Raw genomic sequence first — 19,606 nt, forward strand, 5'->3', positions numbered from 1 at the left:
TTCTCGGTCGGACGGGAGGCGCGGTGCGGGTCGCGCGGTCAGCCCGCGTCGGTCGCGGTGCCGGCCTGGATCGCGGTGATCGCGACGGTGTTGACGATGTCGCCGACGAGCGCACCGCGGGAGAGGTCGTTGATCGGCTTGCGCAGACCCTGCAGGACCGGGCCGATCGCCACGGCACCGGCCGAGCGCTGCACGGCCTTGTACGTGTTGTTGCCCGTGTTGAGGTCGGGGAAGATGAACACCGTGGCGCGACCCGCGACGGGCGAGTCCGGCATCTTCGTCGACGCGACCGTCGGGTCGGCGGCGGCGTCGTACTGGATCGGTCCCTCGACGAGCAGGTCCGGGCGGCGCTCGCGCACGAAGGCGGTACCGGCGCGGACCTTGTCGACGTCCGCTCCCGAGCCGCTGTCGCCCGTCGAGTAGCTGAGCATCGCCACGCGCGGGTCGATGCCGAACTGCGTCGCGGTCTCGGCGGACGAGATCGCGATGTCCGCGAGCTGCTCGCTCGTCGGGTCGGGGATGACCGCGCAGTCGCCGTAGACGAGGACCCGGTCGGCGAGGGCCATCAGGAAGACGCTCGACACGATCGAGGTGTCCGGCCGGGTCTTGATGATCTCGAACGACGGCCGGATCGTGTGCGCCGTGGTGTGCTTCGCGCCGGAGACCATGCCGTCGGCGAGCCCGAGCTGCACCATCATCGTGCCGAAGTAGGACACGTCGGTCACGGTGTCGCGGGCGAGCTCGATCGACATGCCCTTGTGCGCCCGGAGGCGGGTGTACTCCTCGGCGAAACGCTCACGGAGCTCGGGGTCGAACGGGGAGACGAGCTGCGCGGCGTCGAGGTCGAGGCCGAGCTCGGTCGCCCGGGGCCGGATCGCGGCGGGGTCGCCGAGGATCGTGAGCTCGCACACCTGACGCTGCAGGAGCGTGGACGCGGCGCGGAGGATGCGGTCGTCCTCGCCCTCGGGCAGGACGATGCGCTTGCCGTACCCGCGGGCCCGGTCGAGCAGTCCGTGCTCGAACATGAGCGGCGTCACGACCCCGGAGGGCGTGAGCTGCAGGCGGTCGCGGAGGGCGTCGGCGTCGACGTGCTGCTCGAACAGCGCGAGCGCGAGGTCGGCCTTGCGGGGCGAGTCCGCCGCGAGCCGTCCGCGGGTCTGGGTGATGCGGAGCGCGGTGTCGTAGGTGCCGAGGTCGTTCTGCGCGATCGGCAGCGAGCTCGACAGCCCCTCGAGCAGGCGGGAGATCTGCGGTGCCGTCTCGAACCCGCCGTTGAGGATCACCCCGGCGAGGCTCGGGAACGTCTCGGACTGGTTCGCGAGGAGCGTCGCGATGAGGACGTCGCTGCGGTCCCCCGGGACGACGACGATCCCGCCCTCGATCAGGCGCGGCAGGACGTTCTCCATGCTCATGCCGGCGACGACGGTGCCGAGGGCCTCGCGGTCGAGCAGCGCTTCGTCGCCGCGCACCAGGGTCGCCCCGGTCGCCTCGAGCAGGGCGCGGACGGTCGGGGCGACGAGGACGCGGTCCTCGGGGATGGCCCACACGGGCAGGTCGGGGTGGTCGTCGCTGACGGCCTGGCGGACGCTCGACACGACCGACGGCAGGGCATCGGGGTCGGCACGGTTCACGACGATGCCGAACAGCTGGGCGTGCGCGGCGCGGAGCTCGCTCGTCGTGACGTCGGCGACCTGGGCCATGTCCTCGGGGGTGCGGGCACCGCGTTCGGCGGCGTCGCGGCCACCGAGCACGAGCAGCACCGGAGCGCCCAGGTTGACCGCGACCTTGGCGTTGAACGACAGCTCCGTCGGGCTGCCGACGTCGGTGTAGTCCGACCCGAGCACCACGACCGCGTCGCACTGCCGCTCGACCTGGGCGAAGCGGGTGACGATCGTCGCGAGCGCCGCGTCCGGGTCGGCGTGCACGTCGTCGTAGGTGACGCCGACCGCGTCGTCGTAGGAGATGCCGACCGCGGTGTGCTGCAGCAGGAGCTCGAGCACGTAGTCCGGTTCGTCGACGGAGCGGGCGACCGGGCGGTACACCCCGACCCGTCCGACCGAGCGTGCGAGGGTCTCGAGGACACCGAGGGCGACGGTGCTCTTGCCCGTGTGTCCTTCTGCTGACGTGATGTAGATGCGGGTCGACACGCGTCCAGGGTAGTCGGCGCACACGGCACGACATCTGGGAGCCCCGGCACTTCCGACACGCGGTCGTGAGCACTCCGGAGAACCTGTACCATTGGGTGTCGTCGTCGGAAGACGGCGCCAGGAGAATTCGCCTAGTGGCCTATGGCGCACGCTTGGAAAGCGTGTTGGGTGCAAGCCCTCGGGGGTTCGAATCCCCCATTCTCCGCCACCAGCCCGGAAGCCCCGGGAACCGATCGGTTCCCGGGGCTTCCGTCGTCCAGGGCGCTCCAGCGCACTCCGGACAGGACGGTCCCCCACCCGGCGGACCCGGCCGAACCCCGTTCGCCATGGACTGGCCGGGAAACGACGCCGAGGGGTGGAACGGGCTGTCCCCGATACCCGTCGGTCGCCTAGACTGCCCAGACGGACGACCCCGGGACGGGTCGGACACGGTGCACGGAGCGGCAGGGGCGCGCTCCCCGGGCGAGCGTCGAACGCCGCCCGGGCACCCGAGGGACGAGGAGTCCACGTGGGGGACCTGACGGCGCCGGCAGCAGCTCGGCCGAGCGCGACCGTGTACGACGTGGTCCTCCGGCCGCGTCGCTCGCTCGTGCGCTCGACGATCCTGAGCGTCGTGTTCTCGGCCGTCCCCCTCGCCGTCGCCCTCGTCTGGGTCTCGCTCCCGATGCGCCTCTGGCCGGTCGTCACGGGTGCGGTCATCCTGCTCGCGGCCGCCGTCGCCGTCGTCTTCGTGCGCCTCGGCACCGCGTTCATCGGTATCGACCCGGTGGCGATCACGGTGCGCGGCGTCCTCACGCAGAACCGTCGGGTGGACCGCGACCGCGTCCACAGCCTGGTCCTCGCCACCACGTACGGCAGCGCGGTCGAGCGCACGACGCGCGAGCTCATCGCGCTCGACGCCGCCGGTGCCCACCTGTTCCGCCTCCGCGCCGACACCTGGAGCGACGCCGGCATCGACAGCATCGTGGACGCCCTCGGCGTGCAGGTCACCGACGAGACCCGGCCGATGTCGATCCGCGAGTTCGTGCGGCGCTACCCGGCGAGCCGGTCCTGGTACGAGCAGCGCGGAGCGTACGTCGCCGTCGGTGCGGTGGCGGTCCTCGCGGTCGCCGGACTGCTCGTGGTCGAGACCACCGGCCTCCTCGGCTGACCCCTCAGCGACGGCGGCGCAGGGTCGAGAAGATCCCCTGCACGACCTCCTTGGCGATCGTCCTGCCCAGTCCGGACCCGAGCAGGTCCGACAGCGGGTCGTCCGCCTTCCGTGACGTCGTCGTCCGGGACGACGTCCGCCCCGACCGCCGCGCATCCGCCGCCCGTTCGGCTCGCTCGAACTCCCGCTGCGCCCGCTCGTACTCCTTCTGCGCCGCGGCCCGTTCGCGCGCCTCGGTCTTCTCCTTCGCGGCGGCCTCCTTCGCTGCGGCGGCAGCGGCGCGGGCCGCCTCCTTCTCCGCCTCGGCGGCAGCGGTCGCCGCGGCCTTCTCGGCGTCCGCGGCAGCCGCGTCCGCAGCGGCGGCCTCCATCCGGCGGGCGAGCATCTCGTACGCCGAGTCGGGGTCGAGCCGCGTGCCGTAGGTGGGCAGGAGCGGCGATGCCTGCGCCCGCGCCGTCATCTCGGCCGCGGGCATCGGGTCCATCGACCCCTCGGGGGCTCGCAGGCGCGTCCAGGCCACCGGCGTCGGCGCGCCCTTCTCGTTCATCACGGTGACGATCGCTTCACCGGTGGCGAGCGAGGTCAGCACCTCCCCGAGGTCGTAGTCGCTCGTCGGGTAGGTCGACACCGTCGCCCGCAGCGCCTTCGCGTCGTCGGGGGTGTGCGCCCGCAGCTGGTGCTGGATCCGCGAGCCGAGCTGGGCGAGCACGTCGTTCGGGACGTCCTTCGGGGTCTGCGTGACGAAGAAGATCCCGACGCCCTTCGAACGGATGAGCCGGACCGTGCGGACGATCTGCTCGAGGAAGTCCGCCGACGCCCCGCTGAAGAGCAGGTGCGCCTCGTCGAAGAAGAACACGAGCTTCGGCTTGTCCTGGTCGCCCACCTCGGGGAGCTCGTTGAAGAGGTCGGCGAGGAGCCACATCAGGAACGTCGAGAAGACCTCGGGCTGGTCCTGCACGCCGGGCACCTCGAGCAGGCTGACGATCCCCCGGCCGTCGGCGGCGGTGCGGAGGAACACGGTCGTGTCGATCTCCGTCTCGCCGAAGAACTGGTCGGCGCCCTTGTCGGCGAAGGTGATCAACTCGCGGAGGATCACCCCGGCGGTCTGCTTCGACAGCCCGCCGAGCTCGGCGAGCTCCGCCTTGCCCTGGTCGCTCACGAGGAAGGTCAGCACGCTCCGCAGGTCGGACAGGTCGACGAGCGGGAGCCCGGCCCGCTCGGCGTAGTGGAACACGAGCCCGAGGGAGGACTCCTGCGTGTCGTTCAGCCCGAGCACCTTCGACAGCAGGAGCGGCCCGAACCCGGACACGGTCGCACGGATCGGCACGCCGGTCCCCTGCCCGCCGAGCGAGTAGAGCTCCGCCTCGCTCGCCACCGCGCGCCACTCCTGGCCGATCCCGGCGGTGCGCGCGAGGAGCTTGTCGTTCGGCGTGCCCGGGACCGCCAGCCCGGACAGGTCGCCCTTGATGTCGGCCGCGAAGACGGGCACCCCGTTCGCGGCGATCTGCTCGGCGAGGACCTGCAGCGTGCGCGTCTTGCCCGTGCCGGTCGCGCCCGCGACGAGACCGTGTCGGTTGAGCATGCCGAGCGGGATCCGGACCTGCACGTCCGGCACCGCGGCGCCGTTCACGAGGGCACCGAGCTGCAGCGCGCTGCCCTCGACCTCGTAGCCGGCGCGGATCGCCGCGACGGCGTCGGCGCCGAGCGGCCCCTCGCTCGTGGTCGGCTCGGGAGGCACGGTGCCGGTCGTCGACGTCGGCTCGCCCGCCGGGGCGGTCGCGTCCACCGCCGGGGCCGGGGAGTCGACGACCGCCGGCTCCGCGTCGGGCTCGAGCCGCGCCTCCTGGCCCTGCGCCACCGCGGCGGCGAGCTCCTCCGCCCGCTGCACCGCCTCGTCCGCGAGGCGCCGGGCCTCGTCGGCCGCCTGCTTCGCTGCCTCGGCCGCTGCTCGTGCCTGCGCCACCACGTCGCTCATGTCCACAGCATACGAACGGCCGGACGCTCCTGTCCGGCGCGTGCCGTGGCACCGTGCGACGGTCAGTGCGTGAGCGCCGGGACCGTCCTGGGTCGGACGACCGCCCAGAGCAGCACGATCGCGACGGCCGACGTGCACGCCATCACCGCTGCCATCGGGGTCGCCGTGGTGATGCCGATCCACCCGACCACGGGCGAGATGATCCCCGCCACGCCGAAGTTCAGCGCGCCGAGCAGCGAGGCGGCGGTGCCGGCCTCCTTGCCGTGGGCGGCGAGCCCGATCACCTGGACGAGCGGGAACGAGAAGCCGCACGCGGCGATGAAGAACCAGAGCGGCACGAGAACCCCGACGAGTCCGGCGCCGAGCTGGTCGAGCACCATGATCGCGACGGCGGCGAGGAACAGGGTCGCGGTCGAGCACGCGAGGATCCACTGCGGCCCGACGCGCTGCGCCAACCGCGCGGAGACCTGCACGCCGACGACGACGCCGACCGAGTTCACCGCGAACAGCAGGCCGTACTGCTGCGCGTCGAGCCCGTACAGGCCCTGGAACAGGAACGGCGACGCGCTGAGGTACGAGAAGAGCCCGCTGAAGACCATCGCCCCGATGAGCGCGACCCCCACGAAGACGCGGTCGGAGAAGAGTGCCCGGTACCGCTGCCCGATGGTGGAGTGCCCGGCCTCGTGCCGACGTGCCGGCGGGAGCGTCTCGACGATGAGCAGGACCGCGGCGAGCACGACAGCGGCGCCGTAGCAGGCGAGGAAGACGAAGATCCCGTGCCAGCTCACGAACCGGAGCATCTGCGAGCCGATGAGCGGGGCGAGGATGGGCGCCAGGCCGTTCACCATCGCGAGGCGGGACAGCATCCGCACGAGCGGCTTGCCGCCGAACAGGTCGCGCACGGTCGCCATCGCCACGACGCCACCGGCCGCTGCACCCATGCCCTGCAGGACGCGGAAGAGCGCCAGCACCTCGACGTTCGGCGCCAGTGCGGCTCCGAGCGATGCTGCGACGTGCAGGCTCGTCGCGATGATGAGCGGGAGCCGGCGACCGACCTTGTCGCTCCACGGGCCGACCAGCAGCTGTCCGGCCGCGAAGCCGAGCGTCGTCGCGGTGAGGGTGAGCTGCACCGCCCCGTCGGTGATGCCGAACTCGTCCTTGAGCGACGGGAACGCCGGCAGGTAGAGGTCGATCGTGAACGGTCCGAGCGCGGTGAGGGCGCCCAGGACGAAGACGTAGACGAGTCGCTGCCGGCGGGAGAGCGCGTCTCCCGGATGCAGGACGACACGGAGCGAACCGGTGGTGGCGGGCGCGGTCACGAGCAGGAGTCCTTCGACGGTGAGGGGTGGGGAGGTGATCGCGGCGTCGATCGAATCGATTCGTCCGCGGAACCATCCTACGGGTCCCCCGAGCACCACCGCAGCAGTCCGGGGCGTTCTCCCGCGTGTTGCCACGGCTCCCGCTCCGCTCGGACGCGGCACATGCGGTACCGTCGGACTGCTCGCCGCCGGTCGACCGCCGGCGGACGTCGTCCCGCCCGTTCCGCCGGAACACCGGCGGGACGGAACCGGATCAGAAGGGGGTGGCGTCATGGTGGATGCCCGCATCCTGCACACGACCGCTGCCCTGCGCGAGGCGATCCTGCGACTGGCCGCCGACCGGCCGGTGTCCGAGATCACGGTCGCCGACGTCACCCGGGCGGCCGGCATTAACCGCGCCACGTTCTACTCGCACGCGGTCTCCCCCGGGTCGTTGCTCGCCGACGTCCTCACGCCGGAGCTCGACCGCATCCGCGAGGACGACGCCGAGGTCCGACGCGCGGCGTTCGCCCGGGGTGCCGGCGTCGACGAGTTCGCGACGATCACCCGACGCGGCATCAACGCCGTCGTCGAGCACGTCGTCGCGCACCGCGAGATCTACGGCAAGGCGCTGCCGGACCCGAACGACGCGTCGCTGCACCGTCTCCTCGTGGAGCACTTCACGGTGTCGAGCGAGCAGCACATCCGGACGCTCGAGCGCGAGCACCGGCCGGAACTCCTCGACGACGTCGCCGCGGGCTTCGTGGCGCAGGGCTTCGTCGGCGCGATCGAGGCCTGGCTCGCCGGACCGCGACGGTCGCGGAAGGCACTGGTCGACACGATCGTGCTGTCGTTCCCGTCGTGGTGGCGCTGACCGCCCTGCCCGACGGACGTCAGTCGGTCGTGGGCTTCTCGCCGCGCTGGAGCGACTCGACCACGTCGACGGCCCCGCTGACGAGGTCGGCCTGGTCGTCGCCGGCCGGCACGCGGTAGTCCGCAGAGACCCCGTCGCCACCCGTGCCACTCGTCGGCAGCGGGTCCCCCAGCGACACCACGACGACACCGGCGTCGTGCGCCGTCTGGATGACCCCGGTCAGCGCCGAGGCGTCGACCGCCCGCACGAGCAACGCCTTCGCGCCCGTGCGCACGAGCTGGTCCACCGCGGTGCGCTGCGCGGCGGCGGACCCGTCGGCCGGTGCGACGCGGACGTCCGGGGCGAAGCCGGCGTCGGTCAGTCCGGCCCGCAGGTCTGCGCCGAGCGTGTCCTGCCCGGGTTCGAGGACCACGCCGATGACCGCGTGCCGGTCGAACCCGCCGTCGGAGCTGGTCAGGTCCGTGCTCTGCACCGGCGTGGGCGCGGCCGACGTCGTGCCCTGGCAGCCGGCCAGGGCGAGGGCCGCACCGATGACGACGGTGGCGGTGACGACGCGGAGGAGCACGACCGCCACGCTACCCGCCCACCGCGACGACGGACGGTGCCGGGACAGGGCCGAGGCGACGGACCGCGGCGACGGCGAGGACCGCGATCAGGGTCATGCCGCCGAAGACGAGCGGGAACGACACCGCGGCGTCGGCACCGCCCGTCCCGATGAACAGCAGCCCGGTGACGGCGAGCCCGATCACGCTGCCCGAGGCGTCGGCGATGGTCAGGGCCGAGCTCGCGAACCCGTCGTCGCCCTCGCCGGAGAAGCGCAGCGTCAGCATCGAGGTGCGCGGGTAGATCGCCCCCATGCCCGCGCCGCCGACGAACCACCCGACCACGAGCAGCCACCACGGCAGGCCGAACGTGGCGACCGTCAGCGCCGTGAGCAGGCTGACGAGCACGAGCGCGAGCCCGATCGCGAAGGTCCGGGTCGCGGTGAGCCGTTCCTCGCCCAGCCGTCCGTGCAGCCAGCTCGACCCGGCCCAGCTGAGCGCCGCGACCGTCAGCGCGAGTCCCGCTGCCGAGGCGGACAGGCCGTCCTTCGCCTGCAGCAGGAACGGCACGTACGCCTCGCTGCCGAAGAACGCGGCGGCGACGAGCCCCCGCAGCAGGATCACCGACGGCAGCCCGGGGGCGGCGCGGAAGGTGCCGGCGGGCAGCAGCGGGCGGAGTGCGAACCACGTCCCGACGAGGCCGATGAGCACGGCGGCGCCCCGCGCCCACGCGCCGAGGTCCGGGGCGACGTTGAGCAGCAGGATCGCCACCGCGGCGGCGACCGACCAGCCGATCCGGGACCGCTGCCACGCCGGACGGAGCTCGGGTGCGGGTGGGTGCAGCCGGCCGAGGGTCGGGACGAGCAGGGAGAACGCGCCGACCGCGATGACGAGTGCACCGGCGAACACCCAGTGCCAGTTCCAGACGTCGGTGACGATGCCCGCGAGCGCCGGACCGACGAGCGCCGGCACCACCCACGCGGCGGCGAACCCGGCGAACACCGGGCCGTGCAGGTCGGCGGGGAAGATCCGGGCGACGAGGACGTAGAGCACGACGTCGATCGCGCCGGCGCCGAAGCCCTCGACGAGCCGGCCGACGAGGAAGACCTCCATCGTCGGGGCCAGCATGACGACGGCGGTGCCGACGGCGAAGAGGCCGGCCGACACCCACGCCACGATGCGCCCACCCGCGCGGTCGGTCCAGTTGCCCGCGAGGACCATGCCCGGCACGCCGGCCGCCAGGGGTGCGGCGAAGGCCAGCGCGTAGAGGGTCTCGCCGTCGAGGTCGCGGCTGATCTCCGGCATGACGGTGGTCATCGCCAGGTTCTGGAACGCCGCGACCGCGACGATCGCGACCATGCCGACGGTGGCGAGGGCGTACGGTCCGCTGAACAGGCTGGTCCTCGTCGCCGCGGTGCTCACCCGATCATCGTAGGGCCGCCCACCGACGGCCCGCGGTGCGTCAGCGCGCGAGCGCCTGCTGCAGGTCCGCCACGAGGTCGCCGGCGTCCTCGATGCCGACGGACAGGCGCACGACGTTCTCCGGCACCGCCAGCTCCGTGCCCTTCACCGACGCGTGCGTCATCTCGGACGGGTACCCGATGAGCGACTCGACCCCGCCGAGCGACTCGGCGAGCGCGAACACCTCGGTCGACTCCGCGAAACGGCGCGCTGCCTCGGGTCCACCGCTCAGCGCGACCGAGAGCATGCCCCCGAAGCCGCGCATCTGGCGTGCCGCGACCTCGTGGCCGGGGTGCTCGGCGAGCCCCGGGTAGTACACGCGCTCGACTCCCGGTGCTCCGACGAGTGCCTCGGCGACCGCCTGGGCGTTCCGCGAGTGCCGCTCCATCCGGACCGCGAGGGTCTTGATGCCGCGCGTGGTGAGGAACGCGTCGAACGGCGACGAGATCGCCCCGGCGCCGAACTGCAGGAACTGCACCTTCGCGGCGAGCTCCTCGTCGGCGAGCACCACGGCGCCGCCGACGACGTCGGAGTGGCCGCCGAGGTACTTCGTCGTCGAGTACACGACGACGTCGGCGCCGAGCGACAGCGGCTGCTGCAGGTACGGCGACGCGAAGGTGTTGTCGACGACGACCACGGCACCGGCCGCGTGGCCGATCTCGGCGAGCGCGGCGATGTCGGCGATCTTCATGAGCGGGTTCGTCGGGGTCTCGACCCAGAGGACGGTCTGCGCCGGAGCACCCTCGAGCGCGGCACGGACGCGGTCGGTGTCGCTCATGTCCACGACCACGAGCTCGACGCCCCACGGCACGTGCAACCGGCTGACCAGGCGGTGGGTCCCGCCGTACACGTCGTTGCCCATCACCACGCGGGCACCGGGGACGAGCGTGGCGCGCAGCAGGGCGTCCTCGGCGGCGAGCCCGGACGCGAACGAGTACGCCGCGACGCCACCGTCGAGGTCCGCCAGGAGGGTCTGCAGCGAGTCGCGCGTCGGGTTGCCGGCGCGCGAGTACTCGTAGCCGTTCCGCATGCCGCCGACACCGTCCTGCACGTACGTCGACGTGAGGTGGATCGGGGGGATGACGGCGCCGGTGGGGCCGTCGGGCTCCTGGCCGGCGTGGACGGCGCGGGTGCTGAACTCGGTCATGCGGGCTTCGTTCCTCGTTGGGTCGGGGGCGTCACGCGGGACGCGGGTCACTCGGACAGGTAGGCGAGCAGGTCGTGGCGGGTCAGCACGGTGACGGGCTTGCCGTCCTCGACGACGAGCAGGGCGTCCGCCGACTCGAGCGCACGTCGCGCCGACGAGACCGACTCGCCGACACCGATGAGCGGGAGCGGGTCGCCCACGAACCCGGACAGCGCGTCCGTCATCTTCGCGGCGCCCGTGAAGACCTGCTCGAGCAGGTCCTTCTCCGCCACCGCGCCGACGACCTCGCCGATGACGACGGGCGGTTCGGCGCTGAGCACGGGCATCTGCGAGACGCCGTACTTCGTCATGATGTCGACGACCTCGCGCACGGTGTCCGCCGGGTGGGCGTGGACGAGGTCGGGCAGCCGGCCGTCCTTGCCCGCGATGAGCGACCCCACGGTGCGCTCGTCGTCGGTCTCGGCGAAGCCGTAGGAGCGCATCCACCGGTCGTTGAAGATCTTGCCGAGGTAGCCGCGGCCGCCGTCCGGCAGGAGCACCACGACCACGTCGTCCTCGGTGAGGTCGCGGGCGGCTCGGAGCGCGGCGACGACCGCCATGCCGCTCGAGCCACCGACGAGCAGGCCCTCTTCACGGGCGAGCCGACGGGTCATCGCGAACGAGTCGGCGTCCGACACGGCGATGATCTCGTCGGGGACCCCGGGGTCGTACGCGGTCGGCCAGAAGTCCTCGCCGACACCCTCGACCAGGTAGGGGCGACCGGTGCCGCCCGAGTAGACGGAGCCCTCGGGGTCGGCGCCGACGATGCGGACACGGCCGTCCGAGGCCTCCTTCAGGAAGCGTCCGGTACCGGAGATGGTGCCGCCGGTGCCGACACCCGCGACGAAGTGCGTGATGCGCTGCTCGGTGTCGCGCCAGATCTCCGGACCGGTGGTCTCGTAGTGGCTGCGCGGGCCGTTCGGGTTCGCGTACTGGTTCGGCTTGTAGGCGCCGGGGATCTCGCGCACCAGCCGGTCGGACACCGAGTAGTACGACTCCGGGTGCTCGGGCGGGACGGCCGTCGGCGTGACGACGATCTCGGCGCCGTACGCGGTGAGCACGTTCCGCTTGTCCTCGCCGACCTTGTCGGGCAGGACGAACACGCAGCGGTAGCCGCGCTGCTGGGCGACGAGCGCGAGGCCGACACCGGTGTTGCCGGAGGTCGGCTCGACGATCGTGCCACCGGGGCCCAGGTCGCCGGAGGCCTCGGCCGCGTCGATGATCCTGGTGGCGATCCGGTCCTTCGACGACCCACCGGGGTTGAGGTACTCGACCTTCACGAGGACGGTCGCGCGCACCCCCTCGGTCACCCGGTTGAGCTTGACGAGCGGGGTGTCGCCGACGAGGTCGACCACGGAGTTCGCGTAACGCACGCGGTCGAGTCTAGGCGGCGGACACCGTCTTCCGCTGGGATGCGACGTGGGCGGACACCGCCGCGGAGACCTCCTGCCGGCGGCGGTCGATGACCTCCCCCATGTCCCGGGCGAGCGCCGGCGTGCCGCGCACGATCTGGTCGAGCGCGGTGGCGGGCACGACCAGCACCGCGACCTCGGTGAGCGCGACGGCGGTGGTGAGCAGCGCCTCCCGGGTCAACGCCGTCTGCCCGAGGTAGTCGCCGGCCTCGACGCGGGTCGCCGGCAACTCGGCGTCCTCGAACGGGACGCGCAGGTCGACGCTGCCGGACAGGACGAACCGGACCGCGTCCGGCACCGAGCCGGCCGTGACGATCGTCTCGCCGGCGGCGTACCGCTCGAGCCGGACGAGCGGTGCCAGCGCGGCCCCGTCGTCGCCCGTCAGGTACAGCGTGGGCGCGATCGACGCCAGGGCGGCGTCCCGACGCTCGTCGGTGACGAAGTCGTCGGTCGTGTCGCCGTCGAGGCCGAGCCCTGCGCGCCGGGCGGCGTACCAGAGCCACATCCGGAACTGGGCGAGTGCGTCGCCCTCCTGCGACGGTCCGCGCACCTCGAAGGACACGGTGTACGACGATCCGCCGGTCGGCACCGCCACCGGCTGCGTGCCGGGGTACCGCTGGGGCAGGCCGGACGCGACCCGCTGCAGCAGGGCGACCACCGCTGCCGGCGGATCGTCCGTCGTGAACGTGACGTCCGTGGCGACCGGGAACGTGCCTCCTGTCCGGCTGAGGTTCGTGAACGACGCCCCCGCCAACGAGGAGTTCGGCATGATGAGGATCCCGGCGCCCGTGTCGATGTGCACCGACCGCCAGTTCACCTCGACCACCCGGCCGCGCACGCCACCGGCGTCGAGCCAGTCCCCCAGCCGGAACGGCTGCTCGAACAGCAGGAACAGCCCGGCGATCACCGGACCGACGGCGGACTGCAGCGCGAGGCCGATGACGAGCGAGCCGACACCGAGCGCGGTGAAGATCCCGCCGACGTCCGCACCCCAGACGATCTTGAACACCAGCGCCAGCCCGAGCGCGATGAGCACGATGCGGGCGATGTCCACGAAGATCGACGGGATCTTCTCGCGCCAGGTGCCCTTGCGGGCGTTCGTGAACAGGACGATGTTCAGCCCGTTCAGGACGAACACGATCACGAGGAACCCGAGCACGGTGCCGATGATCTGGTTCACCACGGGCTTGCCCGGGTCGACCGCGTCGGTGACCTGGACGGACAGGACGAGGATCGCGATGACCGGCACCACGGCGTTCCGCAGCAGTCCGACCACCTTGTGCAGCGAGTTGCCGCGCCGCTCCAGGTTCGACTGCAGCTCGGTCAGGACGAGCAGCAGCAGCGGCAGGCCGACGATGACGCTGATCGCCGGCCAGAACCACGGCTGCTCCCAGAACGCGGTCACGACGCCGCTCCGGTGCGCTCGAGCTTCCAGACCCGCTGCGGGCCGGCCTGCGTCTGCACCTCGCCGGCGTCCTGCACGCCCCCGCGGTCGCCGAGCTTGTCGACCACGCGCTGCGTCGCGTACACGCCCGGCGCCGGGGCGATCCCCTGCACCCGGTACGCCAGGCTGACGGCGTCGCCCCACATGTCGTAGACGATGCTCGAGCGCCCGACGAGCCCGCTCGTGACCTGGCCGGTGTCGATGCCAGCGCGCAGGCCGATCTTCGACCCGTGCTGCGCGTTGAAGCGCTCGAGCACGCCCTGCGCCTCTTCTGCCCAGTCGACGACGCGGCGGACGTTGTCCACACGCGGCACGCTCAGGCCGCAGCTGGCGAGGTACCCGCTCCGGGTCGTGCGCACCCGCTCGACGCCGTGGCGGGTGGCCGCCTCGTCGAGGGAGCGCCAGACGTCGTTGACGAGGGACAGGGACTCCTCGGCGGTGAGGCCGGCGGCGAACTCGTCGAACCCGATGATGTCCGCGTAGACGACGGCGACGTCCTGGTGGTCGGCCGCGATCGTCTCGTCGCCCTGCTTGTAGCGACGGGCGACCTCCTCCGGCATGAGCGTCAGCAGCAGGGTGTCGTTCTCCCGCCGCTGCTCGTCGAGCAGGTCCTGCTTCACCTGGAGGCTGCGGCTCATGTCGTTGAACGCGAGTCCGAGGTCGCCGATCTCGTCGCCGGCCTTCGTCTGCACCTCGACGCCGAGGTCGCCGGACGACACCCGGTTCACCGCGGTCTGCAACCGCCGGATCGGCCGGACGAACACCTGGGCCAGCAGCAGGGACAGCAGGCTGACGAGGACGATGATGCCGACGAGCGCGAGGCCGATGTTGCGGGCGAAGTCGTTCACCGGGGCGAACGCCTCGGCGGTGTCCATCTGCGCCACGACGACCCAGCGGAGCCCGTCGACCTCGAGCGGCGCGTACGCCGCGAGCACTTCCTTCCCGCGGTGGTCCGTCGAGATCACCGTCCCGGACTTCCCCTGCAGCGCGCGTGTCACCGGGGTGGTGTTCACCTCCTGCAGGAGCACGGATCCCTTCACCGCGACCTGGCGGGCCGCGGTCGACGGCGCCGTCCCGGCAGCGACGACGTCGCGCTGGTACTGCTTCGGGTGCTCGATGAGCTGGCGCGGGTACGACCGCATGAGGTGGTCGGCACCGACGAGGTACGACTCCCCGGTGTCCCCGAGGCCGTCGTCCTTCCACTGCTCGTTGCCCGTCATGACCTGCGTGATGAGGTCGACCGGCACCTGGACGGCCATCACCCCGATGATCTTGCCGTCCTCCCCCACCGGCGACATCACCCAGAGCGTCGGGACGTTGAGGCTCGGCACGTACCGCGCCAAGTCCGTCACCACGAAGTCGTCCGAGCTCGTCAGCTGCAGGGCCTGCTGGTACCCGGTCGCGAGGTTCGAGTCGCGGTAGGGCCCGCTCTCGAGGTTCGTGCCGAGGTCCGCGCCGGAGTACGCCGAGTACACGACGTCCCCGTCGGTGTCCATGAGCAGGAGGTCCTCGTACCCGGCGGCCTCGACCGCCTGCTTGAAGTACGGCTGGTACTCGGCGTGCGCCGCCGACCACGCACTGCCGTCACCGGCGTCGTCCTGGCCGATGGCCTCGTCGTAGTCGGTGAACGGCGCCGTGTACCGCGCCTGCAGGTAGGCCTGCGGGTCCTCGGTCGGCGTGAACTGGTCCGGGTTGGCGGTGCCGCCGCTTCGGTCGTCGAGCTGCGGGACGAAGGAGTCCCGGTACCAGTCCTCGACCTTCGTGTGGTCGTCGTCGGACACCGGCCGCGACTGCAGGTCGTTCCACCCCGACTCGAACGCCTTCGTCGCGCCGATGACGCTCTCGTTGCGGGTCTGCGCGACGACCGTCTGGGTGAACTGGCCGAACGAGCGCTGCAGTTCGGTGATCCTCGCCTCGCGCAACGAGGTCACCTGGTTGAACGCCGCGGCCTCGAGCGAGTTCCGGCCGTTCAGGTAGCCGACGACCCCGACGACCAGCGCCGCCAGGATGCTCACCGCGAGGAGCATCACGAGGAGCTTGGACTGGATGTCGAGGGAGCCGCTCGTGAGGAACGCGCGGAGCTTCCCCTTCTTGCGGGGCGCGTCCTCGACGACGCGTGGTGCATCGGGGGCGATCGGGCCCGTCGGCGGGATGGGGTCGGACGTCGGTGGGACAGCTGTCACTTCGGACTCCGCTCAGGGGCACGGTGCGCTTGTGTGGTTCCTTCACAGCTACCACGCGAGCATCGTTCGTGTCCGTCGGGTCGACCGGAAAACGCCGTGGTCGCGACCAGGCGTCGGACGGGAGGCGCGGTGCGGGCCCGCACCGCGCCTCCCGTCCCGCCTGCGGTGCGCTCGGCGGGTGCACGCTCGCCTGTGCGCGTTCACCTGGTGCGTCAGCTGCCGACGGCGTCGGCGGGGGCGTTCTGCTGGTGGTGCAGCATCGCGTACGTGCCGTCCCGTTCGAGGAGCGCCTCGTGCGTGCCCTGCTCGACGATCCGGCCGTGGTCGAGCACGAAGATGACGTCGGCGTCGCGGATCGTCGAGAGCCGGTGCGCGATCGAGATCGTCGTCCGGCCGGCCGCGGCGTTGTCGAGGGCCGTCTGCACGACACGCTCGGAGATCGAGTCGAGGGCGCTCGTCGCCTCGTCGAGCACGAGCACCGGTGGGTCCTTGAGCAGCACCCGCGCGATCGCGATCCGCTGCTTCTCGCCGCCGGACAGCCGGTAGCCGCGCTCCCCGACGACCGTCTCGTAGCCGTCCGGGAACGAGGCGATCGTCTCGTGGATGTTCGCCGCCCGCGCGGCCTGCTCGATCTCGTCGTCGGTCGCGTCCGGCTTGGCGTACCGCAGGTTGTCGCCGATGGTGGCGTGGAAGAGGTAGGTCTCCTGGCTGACGATGCCGACGTGGCGCATGAGGTCCTCGTGCGCCAGCTCGCGGACGTCCTGTCCGGCGAACCGGACCGAGCCCGCGGTCGCCTCGTACAGCCGGGGCACGAGGTACGACACGGTCGTCTTCCCCGCACCCGACGGCCCCACGAACGCGGCGAACTGGCCGGGCTGGAGCTCGAACGACACCCCGCGGAGGGTCGGCTTGTCCGCCTCGCCGTCCGGGTAGGTGAACGTCACGTCGTCGAAGGCGACGTGCCCCACCCGGGACTCGTCGACGGGCTTCGCCGTGGGCGGGTCCGTGATGGCGGGCTTGAGGTCGAGGTACTCGAAGATGCGGGCGAACAGCGCACCGGAGGTCTGCAGGTCGAGGACGACCCGGAGCAGACCGACGGTCGGGAACAGCAACCGGGACTGCACGGTGGTGAAGGCCACGATCGTGCCGGCCGTGATCGGCACGTCGCCGATGATGAGGTACGCGGCGACGACGTAGATGATCGCCGGGATGATCGACAGGAAGATCGACACGATCGCGAAGAACCACTGACCGGACATCTGCTGACGGACCTGCAGGCGGATCTGGTTGCGGTTCTCGTTGCCGTACCGCTGCGTCTCCGCACGCTGCTGGTTGAAGCTCTTCGCGAGCAGGATGCCGGAGACGCTCAGTGCCTCCTGCGTGATCGCGGTCATGTCCGACAGCGACTCCTGCGTCTGCGCGGCGATCTTGGCCCGGACCTGGCCGACCCGTCGCTGCGCGATCACGAGGAGGGGCAGCAGGACGACCGCGATGAGGGTCATCTGCCAGCTGAGGAGCAGCATCGCGACGACGGCGGCGATCACCGTCACCGTGTTGCCGAGGATCGACGAGATCGTGTTGTTGAGCACGCTCGCGACGCCACCGACGTCGTTCTGCAGGCGGGACTGGATGACACCGGTCTTCGTGCGGGTGAAGAACGCGAGCTCCATGCGCTGGAGGTGTCCGAACAGCCGCATGCGCATCGCGCCCATGACCTTGTTGCCGACCGTCGCGGTGAGGTAGGTCTGCCAGACGCCGATCCCCGCGCTCGCGATCCAGAGCACCACCATGGCGCCGACGAGGACGTACAGCACGGGCAGGTCGGGCCCACCGCCGCCCTTCGGGAAGAGCCCCTCGTCGAACGCCCGCTGGGTGAGGAGCGGCGGGACGACGGAGATCGCGGCGCCGATCAGCACCAGCACGACGGTCAGGATGATCGCGTTCCGGTGCGGCACGAACAGCCCGGCGATGCGCTTGAGGAGGTTCGGGATCTTGGGCGCCTCGGCGTTGGCGGCCTTCTGCGCCTCGAAGTCGCCGCTGGAGATCCGGCCGCCACCGCGACCGCCACCACCGCCGCCGCCGCCGCGCATCCCGCCGTGCATGCTCACGATGCGTCACCCCGATCCATGCTGCAAACCTAGCCCCGGGGTGGGACATCGGGCCGCCGTGGCTCATTTGACCCCGTTCAGGGGGCATGCGACCATTTCCCGTCCCCTTCCCCGCACCACTCGAGGTCCCATTGACGTCCGCGCCCACCCGCCCCACGTCCCTCCGCGCACAGCTCGCCCGACGGAAGCCGATCGAGCAGCTGCAGGCCGAGGCCTCGGCGGGGGTGGACGGCGAGCCCCTCCGGCGGTCGCTCGGGGTCTGGCACCTCACGATGATCAGTGTCGGCGCCACGCTCGGCACCGGCATCCTCGTCGTCCTCGGGACCGCCGTGCCGCTCGCCGGTCCCGCGGTCTGGATCTCCTTCGTCGTCGCCGGTGTCGCCGCCCTCCTCTCGGCGCTGTCGTACGCCGAGATGGCGGGTGCCGTGCCGACGTCCGGGTCGAGCTACTCGTACACCTACGCCACCATGGGCGAGGGCATCGCCTGGGTGTGCGGCTGGTGCCTCGTGCTCGAGTACGCCGTCTCCGTGGCCGCCGTCGCGGTCGGCGCGAGCGAGTACGTCGACGAGACCCTGCGGGTGTTCGGCCTGCACCTGCCGACCGCACTGTCGGCGCCTCCGGGCGAGGGCGGCATGGTCAACCTGCCGGCCGCCGTCCTGGTGCTGCTCGCCACGGCGGTCCTCCTCCCGGGGGCGCGCGAGAGCGCCTGGGTGAACACGGTCATGGTCATCGTGAAGATCGCCCTGCTCGTGTTCTTCGTCATCGTGGCGTTCTCGGCGTTCCAGACGCAGAACTTCGAGCCGCTCGCACCGATGGGTGCCGCCGGGGTCACCGCGGCCGCGTCCCGGCTGTTCTTCTCGTACATCGGGTTCGACGCCGCGTCGACCGCCGGGGAAGAGGCGAAGAACCCGCGCCGAGACCTCCCCCGCGCGATCATCGGGTCGATCGCGCTCATCACGGCGCTGTACATCCTCGTCGCGATCGCGGCCATCGGCGCCCGCTCGTGGACGTCGTTCTCGTCGACCGAGGCCTCGCTCGTGCGCATCGTCGTCGACGTCACCGGAGCGCCGTGGGTCGCCCTGGTGTTCTCGATCGGCGCCGTCATCGCGATCGCGAGCGTCGTGCTCACCGTGCTCTACGGGCAGACCCGCATCCTGCTCACGATGGCCCGCGACGGACTCGTGCCGAAGGTGTTCGGCCGGGTCTCGCACCGCACCGGCACCCCCGTCTGGAACACCCTCATCATCGGGGTCGTCGTGACGATCGTCGCCGCACTGGTACCGCTCGGGGAGCTCGCGGACGCGACGAGCATCGGCACGCTCGTGGCGTTCGCCCTCGTGAACGTGTCGGTCATCGTGCTCCGTCGGACCCAGCCGTCGCTCGAGCGGTCGTACCGCGTGCCGCTGTTCCCCGTCGTGCCGATCGTCGGCGCGCTCTGCTGCGTGCTGCTCGCGGTGTTCCTCGGCATCGGCACCTGGATCGCGTTCGGCATCTGGATGGTCGCCGGCGCCGCGCTCTACCTGGCCTACGGCCGCCGCCACAGCACGCTGCGCTGACGCGCGGCGCTGCCACCCGCCTGGCCCGCCGGCCCGCCCGCCCGCCCGAGACTCGGCTCCCCGGACACTTTCGCGGTCTGCGAGCCGCGAAAGTGTCCGCCCGGCCGAGTCTCGGCACTCCCGCACAACGCGCCACGAGTGCCGGCCTGTCCACAGCGAGCTCGGACATGAGCCGCAGATCCCCCACCGGGCGCCAGCATCTCGGCATGCGATACCGCCGAACTCGACCACCGCTCCTCCGTGCTCGCGGAACCGATCCTTCCGAGAGCC

Annotated in this window: 13 protein-coding genes and 1 tRNA gene; 4 read left to right on the forward strand and 10 right to left on the reverse strand. The window is 71.8% G+C overall.

The window, feature by feature from the left end:
• Window positions 1-38 precede the first annotated feature (38 nt).
• Window positions 39-2,147, reverse strand: coding sequence for a phosphate acetyltransferase (pta, locus tag QE359_RS16630; protein ID WP_309779999.1), 2,109 nt, complete (start codon window positions 2,145-2,147; stop codon window positions 39-41).
• Window positions 2,148-2,267: 120 nt separating this feature from the next.
• On the opposite strand from pta, the gene QE359_RS16635 reads away from it, so the two are divergent.
• Together QE359_RS16635 and QE359_RS16640 are read left to right on the forward strand one after the other, a co-directional pair.
• A tRNA-Ser gene (locus tag QE359_RS16635) sits at window positions 2,268-2,355 on the forward strand.
• A gap of 300 nt (window positions 2,356-2,655) precedes the next feature.
• Window positions 2,656-3,297 carry a hypothetical protein gene (locus tag QE359_RS16640; protein ID WP_070418396.1) on the forward strand — a complete coding sequence of 214 codons (642 nt, stop codon included), beginning with the start codon at window positions 2,656-2,658 and terminating at the stop codon, window positions 3,295-3,297.
• 4 nt (window positions 3,298-3,301) lie between these two features.
• Here the strand turns inward: QE359_RS16640 and QE359_RS16645 are convergent, their stop codons facing one another.
• Window positions 3,302-5,272, reverse strand: a complete 1,971-nt coding sequence (locus QE359_RS16645) for a helicase HerA-like domain-containing protein (protein ID WP_309780000.1) — start codon at window positions 5,270-5,272, stop codon at window positions 3,302-3,304.
• 62 nt (window positions 5,273-5,334) lie between these two features.
• Entirely contained in the window at window positions 5,335-6,591 is a 1,257-nt protein-coding gene (locus QE359_RS16650) for a multidrug effflux MFS transporter (protein ID WP_071295965.1), read from the reverse strand.
• A gap of 271 nt (window positions 6,592-6,862) precedes the next feature.
• Here QE359_RS16650 and QE359_RS16655 point away from each other — a divergent pair, with 271 nt between their 5' ends.
• Window positions 6,863-7,444, forward strand: a complete 582-nt coding sequence (locus QE359_RS16655; RefSeq protein WP_070418395.1) for a TetR/AcrR family transcriptional regulator — start codon at window positions 6,863-6,865, stop codon at window positions 7,442-7,444.
• 19 nt (window positions 7,445-7,463) lie between these two features.
• On the opposite strand, the gene QE359_RS16660 is transcribed toward QE359_RS16655, so the two are convergent.
• The 7 genes from QE359_RS16660 to QE359_RS16690 form a co-directional block, all read right to left on the reverse strand.
• On the reverse strand, window positions 7,464-8,009 hold the full coding sequence (locus tag QE359_RS16660) for a substrate-binding domain-containing protein (protein ID WP_175496048.1): 546 nt from the start codon (window positions 8,007-8,009) through the stop codon (window positions 7,464-7,466).
• 10 nt (window positions 8,010-8,019) lie between these two features.
• Window positions 8,020-9,408 carry an MFS transporter gene (locus tag QE359_RS16665; RefSeq protein WP_309780001.1) on the reverse strand — a complete coding sequence of 463 codons (1,389 nt, stop codon included), beginning with the start codon at window positions 9,406-9,408 and terminating at the stop codon, window positions 8,020-8,022.
• A gap of 40 nt (window positions 9,409-9,448) precedes the next feature.
• Window positions 9,449-10,594, reverse strand: coding sequence for a cystathionine gamma-synthase (locus tag QE359_RS16670; protein WP_309780002.1), 1,146 nt, complete (start codon window positions 10,592-10,594; stop codon window positions 9,449-9,451).
• Between the two features lie 47 nt (window positions 10,595-10,641).
• On the reverse strand, window positions 10,642-12,006 hold the full coding sequence (locus tag QE359_RS16675) for a cystathionine beta-synthase (RefSeq protein WP_070418392.1): 1,365 nt from the start codon (window positions 12,004-12,006) through the stop codon (window positions 10,642-10,644).
• A gap of 10 nt (window positions 12,007-12,016) precedes the next feature.
• Window positions 12,017-13,450 carry a mechanosensitive ion channel domain-containing protein gene (locus QE359_RS16680; protein ID WP_309780003.1) on the reverse strand — a complete coding sequence of 478 codons (1,434 nt, stop codon included), beginning with the start codon at window positions 13,448-13,450 and terminating at the stop codon, window positions 12,017-12,019.
• Window positions 13,447-15,672 (reverse strand): adenylate/guanylate cyclase domain-containing protein, encoded by a 2,226-nt coding sequence (locus QE359_RS16685; RefSeq protein ID WP_309780004.1) that lies wholly within the window; start codon window positions 15,670-15,672, stop codon window positions 13,447-13,449. The genes QE359_RS16680 and QE359_RS16685 overlap by 4 nt, the downstream gene beginning before the upstream one ends.
• Window positions 15,673-15,884: 212 nt before the next feature.
• The gene (locus QE359_RS16690; protein ID WP_396127765.1) at window positions 15,885-17,774 is read right to left on the reverse strand and encodes an ABC transporter ATP-binding protein; all 1,890 of its coding nucleotides are present in this window, start codon (window positions 17,772-17,774) and stop codon (window positions 15,885-15,887) included.
• 92 nt (window positions 17,775-17,866) lie between these two features.
• Here QE359_RS16690 and QE359_RS16695 point away from each other — a divergent pair, with 92 nt between their 5' ends.
• Window positions 17,867-19,336: an amino acid permease gene (locus QE359_RS16695; protein ID WP_396127744.1), complete on the forward strand. Its 1,470-nt coding sequence runs from the start codon at window positions 17,867-17,869 to the stop codon at window positions 19,334-19,336.
• Window positions 19,337-19,606 lie beyond the last annotated feature (270 nt).

This window comes from Curtobacterium sp. SORGH_AS_0776 (assembly GCF_031453355.1).
Taxonomy (GTDB): domain Bacteria; phylum Actinomycetota; class Actinomycetes; order Actinomycetales; family Microbacteriaceae; genus Curtobacterium.